The sequence below is a fragment of the Streptomyces sp. 150FB genome (assembly GCF_000818195.1).
Classification (GTDB): Bacteria; Actinomycetota; Actinomycetes; order Streptomycetales; family Streptomycetaceae; genus Streptomyces.
In genome coordinates, this window is the sequence record NZ_JTHL01000001.1 from 4965192 (window position 1) to 4969664 (window position 4473).

General features: G+C 70.8%; 4 protein-coding genes. 2 read left to right on the top strand and 2 right to left on the bottom strand.

Features of this window, described 5'->3' with window-relative positions:
* Both QR77_RS48905 and QR77_RS21200 read right to left on the bottom strand, forming a co-directional pair.
* A partial coding sequence (locus tag QR77_RS48905) for a metallophosphoesterase (protein ID WP_236711133.1) occupies positions 1 to 1044 on the bottom strand: 1044 nt, incomplete at its 3' end.
* 211 nt (positions 1045 to 1255) lie between these two features.
* Entirely contained in the window at positions 1256 to 1606 is a 351-nt protein-coding gene (locus QR77_RS21200) for a metallopeptidase family protein (RefSeq protein WP_040023623.1), read from the bottom strand.
* 160 nt (positions 1607 to 1766) lie between these two features.
* Here QR77_RS21200 and QR77_RS21205 point away from each other — a divergent pair, with 160 nt between their 5' ends.
* Together QR77_RS21205 and QR77_RS21210 are read left to right on the top strand one after the other, a co-directional pair.
* Positions 1767 to 2507, top strand: a complete 741-nt coding sequence (locus QR77_RS21205) for a hypothetical protein (protein ID WP_150130420.1) — start codon at positions 1767 to 1769, stop codon at positions 2505 to 2507.
* A 204-nt stretch (positions 2508 to 2711) separates the two neighbouring features.
* On the top strand, positions 2712 to 4473 hold a 1762-nt coding region (locus QR77_RS21210; RefSeq protein WP_040023625.1), incomplete at its 3' end, for a DEAD/DEAH box helicase.

A 4473-nucleotide genomic window follows, 5' to 3' on the forward strand; every position in this document is an offset into this window, starting at 1 on the left:
CGCCAGCGCCTGGTCGCGCAGCCCCCTCGCCAGGAGCCGGCCCGCCGCCACCTCCGCCGGGTCGCCCCGCGCCTCCACCGTGCGGTCCGGGGTGAACTGCGGGTCGCCGGTGCCCGCCACGCGCAGTCCGGCGACGGTGACGGCGCTGCCCTCGTCCAGCACCCGTACGTTCTTCATACGTTCCAGATACTGCTGGGTGACCGCCGAGTCGTGGTTGCCGCGGACCCAGATGTAGGGGGCGCCGAGGTCGGCTATCGGGTCCAGGAAACCGTTCTCGGCGGCCGTGCCGTGGTCCATGGTGTCGCCGGAGTCGATGACGACATCGATCTGGTACTGGTCCACGAGCGAGGCGATGATGTGCCAGGCCGCCGGGTTCAGATGGATGTCGGAGACGTGCAGGACGCGCAGGGTGGCCGGGTCCGGCTGGTACGTGGGCAGCGTCGAGGCCGCGTCGTACAGCTTGGTCACATTGGTGACGAGCCGCGCCAATTCCTTCTGGTAGACGTCGAAGTCGCTGACGATGGCGCGCGCGTTGCCGACGACCTGCGGAGCGGACGAGAGGAGCCCGGAGAACTTCGGTTCGAGCACCGACTTCGGGTTCCACGTGGCGTACGTGGCCGCTCCCGAGGCAGCCAGGAACGCGAGAGCCAGACCGCCCGCCGCCAGAGCGCGCCGGGGGCGCCGGTATACGGCGAGCCCGAGCGCGGTCGCTCCGGAGACGACGGCGACGCAGGAACGTACGGCCAGTTCCGTGGCGCCCGCCTCGACGTCGTGGGTGACCTCGCTCTGGAGACCCGAGAGCCGCTCGGGGTGTTCCACGAGCGCCCCCGCGCGGACCGGGTCGAGCTGGTCGACGTCCACGTCGAGGCGGATGGGGGAGGTGTGGGTGTCCAGTTCCAGGGCGCCCAGCGGGGATACGTTGACCCTCGTACCGCCGGTCAGGGACGGCCGCAGCGTCATCCGGGTGTCCATGGGACCGACCGGCGCGCGCACGCTCCCGACGATCAGCAGCCCGAGCCACGCGCCCAGCAGTACGACGGCCATCAGGCCGAGGGGGCGCCTCGTACGGGCGAGAGCGGCGCGGGCGCCGGCCGTGAGGCGCGAGCGTGGTCGTGCGGTACGGCGTGGTGCGGCGAGGGACGGCAGGGCGCGGAGTACGTCGCGGGCCATTGGGCGCGTATGCCCATATCGGGGCGCCGCCATGCGTGGGGCGGGGGTGGCCCGGGGGTGGCTCGGGGGCTCGTTACCCCCGGCGTTATCCCCAGCCCAGTTCGTGCAGCCGTTCGTCGTCGATGCCGAAGTGGTGGGCGATCTCGTGGACCACGGTCACGGCGACCTCGTGGACGACTTCCTCCCCCGTCCCGCAGTAGCGCAGGAGCGGACCCATGTAGACGGAGATCCGGTCGGGCAGTACCCCGGCGTACCACTCGCCACGCTCCGTGAGCGGCGTTCCCTCGTACAGACCCAGCAACTCCGGATCGCCCGGGTCCGGTTCGTCCTCCACGAACACGGCCACGTTGTCCATGACCCGGGTCAGTTCCGGCGGGATCCGGTCAAGAGCCTGGCTCACCAGCTCTTCGAAGGCGTCGCGTGTCATTTCCAGCACATGGCCATTGTGAAGGGCCGCCCGCCGGAGGGTGACAATGTGCCGCCGGAAACCTGGGAGCGGGTACGGGCGTGTCCCTGGCGCCAAAAGGCAGTTGAGCAGTGAAACCTTCCCCCGCCTTCTGCGGGGAGATCCGTACCGTGCTCCGGAGGTGCCCTTCGTGCGCCAGTTGTCCGCCCTGACCCCGCCGATCCTTCCGTCCTCCTCATCGTCCGCGTCACCCCTGCCCGCGCCCGTGCCGTCCGAATCGTCCGGGTCGCCCCGCTCCGGTCCTTCCGTCCCCGGCCGCATCGCCGGCTGGATCGCCACCTCGCTGGCGGTCGCCGCCTGCGCCGGCTGCATGAGCGTCGGTGACGACGAGGTGAAGCCCGCCCCTTCGCGTTCGACCGACCGGCACGGTACGGCCGCCGAGCCCGACGGGGGTACGGTCGCCGGCCCCGGCGTCGCCGGCGGCAGGCAGGGCCGGGCCGGTATGGACAAGGCCGACCGGATCGACGCGGACGACAAGGGCAAGAGCGCTTCCCCCAGCCCGAGTTCCTCGCCGTCGCCCTCGCCCGATGTGTCGGACTCCTCACACGCGGGGCGGCCTCGCCCGGGAGCCCCGGCCCACCCCGGCGGCGGCCGTCCGGGGCCGTCCAAGGTGCCCCAGCCTCCCGTACAGACCCCGCCCCAGCCTCCGGTGGTGAGCCCGCCTCCCGGGCCGGGCACCGGGACCGGCGACGGCTCGCCCGACCCCGACCCGGGCACCGGTACGGTGCCCAGCGGCGCGCCGTCGGCTTCTCCGGCGGCGGATGTGCGGGCGAGCGCGATGCGAATGGGTGCCTTCGAGGACACGGACGCGGCCATGGACATGGGGATGCGGAAGGAGCCGAAGGCATCGCCGCAGCTCGGGCCCATGTGACGAGGCCGGGACGCCGGCGGTTTGCCTAAGAGGGGGGTGGGTGCGTATGGTAGTAGATCGTTTGATCATTGCCCGGCGCCGACACAGAAGAGCGCCGCGTGGCGCGTACTCTCCCTAGCCGTGGCTGACCGCATTGAGGCGGTCGATTTGCGAAATCACGGAGTTTGGGCGCGTGCCGAGACTCCGGAAGGTTTCGCATTTCGCATGTCCGTTTCCAGTACTGACCACGCTGTCGTGCCCGAGAACGAGTCCCCTGAGGTTACTGAGATCACCGAGTCCGTCGTGTCCGCTGTGTCCGTCGTGTCCACCAAGAACGCCGAGATCGCCGAGATCGCCGATTCTCCTGAGGTCATTGAAGCCATCGAGGCCCTTGAGGCCGACGAGGCTTCCGAGATCCTTGAGGTCGCCGAGACCGATGAGGTGTCCGAGGCCGATGAGGTGGCTCAGGCCGCCGAGGCCGATGAGGCGCCCGAGCCCGTAAAGGCGGAGGAGCCCGCTGAGGCCCCCGCGCCCGCCGCCGAGGCCAAGGCCGCCGAGCCCGCCGTCGCCGCCGAGCCCGTCCAGGAGCAGAAGCAGGAGGACGAGCCGGCTGTCGACAACAACTCCGGCACGCCCGGCCTCACCTTCACCGACCTGGGCCTGCCGGAAGGCGTCGTCCGCAAGCTCACGCAGAACGGCGTCACCTCGCCCTTCCCGATCCAGGCGGCGGCCATCCCCGACGCCCTGGCCGGCAAGGACATCCTGGGCCGTGGCCGTACCGGCTCCGGCAAGACCCTCTCCTTCGGCCTGCCGATGCTCGCCACCCTCGCCGGTGGTCACACGGAGAAGAAGAAGCCGCGCGGCATCATCCTCACGCCGACCCGTGAGCTGGCGATGCAGGTGGCCGACGCCCTCCAGCCGTACGGCGACGTACTCGGGCTGAAGATGAAGGTCGTCTGCGGCGGTACGTCGATGAGTAACCAGATCTACGCGCTGGAGCGCGGCGTCGACATCCTCGTCGCCACCCCCGGCCGGCTGCGCGACATCATCAACCGTGGTGCCGCCTCGCTGAGCCAGGTCCAGATCGCCGTCATCGACGAGGCCGACCAGATGTCGGACCTGGGCTTCCTGCCCGAGGTCACCGAGCTGCTCGACCTGGTGCCGGCCGGCGGCCAGCGCATGCTCTTCTCCGCCACGATGGAGAACGAGATCGGCACGCTGGTCAAGCGTTACCTGACCAACCCGGTCAGCCACGAGGTCGACAGCGCCCAGGGCAACGTCACGACCATGACGCACCACGTGCTCGTCGTGAAGCCCAAGGACAAGGCGCCCGTCACCTCGGCGATCGCCGCGCGCAAGGGCCGCACGATCATCTTCGTACGCACGCAGCTCGGCGCCGACCGTATCGCCGAGCAGCTCCGTGACTCGGGCGTGAAGGCCGACGCGCTGCACGGCGGCATGACGCAGGGCGCCCGTACGCGGACGCTGGCCGACTTCAAGGACGGTCACGTCAACGCGCTCGTCGCGACCGACGTCGCCGCGCGCGGTATCCACGTCGACGGCATCGACCTGGTGCTGAACGTGGACCCGGCCGGTGACCACAAGGACTACCTGCACCGCTCGGGCCGTACGGCGCGCGCCGGCAAGTCCGGTGTCGTCGTCTCGCTCGCGCTGCCGCACCAGCGCCGCCAGATCTTCCGGATGATGGAGGACGCGGGCGTCGACGCTTCGCGTCATATCGTCGCCGGGGCGGGCGTGTTCGAGCCCGAGGTCGCCGAGATCACCGGTGCGCGTTCGCTCACCGAGGTCCAGGCCGACTCCGCGAACAACGCGGCCAAGCAGGCCGAGCGCGAGGTCGTCGACCTCAACAAGCAACTGGAGCGCGTCCAGAAGCGTGCCGCCGAGCTGCGTGACGAGGCCGACCGCCTGGTCGCCCGGGCGGCGCGCGAGCGGGGCGACGACCCGGAGGCAGCGGTGGCCGAGGTGG